The 455-nt window shown below is 38.2% G+C and carries 1 protein-coding gene and 1 pseudogene; both read left to right on the top strand.

All coding sequences use genetic code 11. The features are described from left to right. A pseudogene (locus tag SAZ04_RS21685) lies at positions 1–146 on the top strand (NAD-dependent malic enzyme); the annotation flags it as partial. Beyond that, a complete protein-coding gene (locus tag SAZ04_RS21680) occupies positions 127–345 on the top strand; it encodes a hypothetical protein (protein WP_332699580.1) in 219 nt (72 codons plus the stop codon). The pseudogene SAZ04_RS21685 and the gene SAZ04_RS21680, both read left to right, overlap by 20 nt. Positions 346–455: the final 110 nt, after the last annotated feature.

The following is a 455-nucleotide window of genomic DNA, read 5'->3' as shown; positions in this document are numbered from 1 at the left end:
ATAGTGAAGCAGATTTAAGCCTTGTGTACACGCCAGGAGTAGGGGATGTATGTAAGGAGATTGTGAAAAATCCACATGAAATCAATCATCTTACATCAAGAGGGAATATGGTCGCGGTTGTGACGGATGGAACAGCGGTTCTTGGCTGATGCATGTGCAACAGATATAACGGTTGAAATGAAGATTGCAGCCTCTTATGCGATTGCAAATATGATACCAGATAACAAGTTAAGTCCAACGTATGTGATTCCTAACGCACTTGATAAGGAAGTTCCGAAAGTAGTTGCGGAAGCGGTTACGAATACAGCGGTAGAAAGCAAGAAGGCTTTTTTAATAACGAGTTAATACCTTATAAATAGACAAATATGAAGGAGAGTAAGAAAAATGGAACAAACAGCAAAAAAGTTCGAAGATACAGAGATTATAAAAAATAAGGAAAAGCTGTATGAGTTAAG

The organism is Halalkalibacter lacteus (assembly GCF_036663595.1).
GTDB classification, from domain to species: Bacteria; Bacillota; Bacilli; order Bacillales; family Bacillaceae_D; genus Halalkalibacter; species Halalkalibacter lacteus.
Note: the sequence above shows the minus strand (reverse complement) of the source record. Positions and strands in the feature narration are given on the sequence as shown.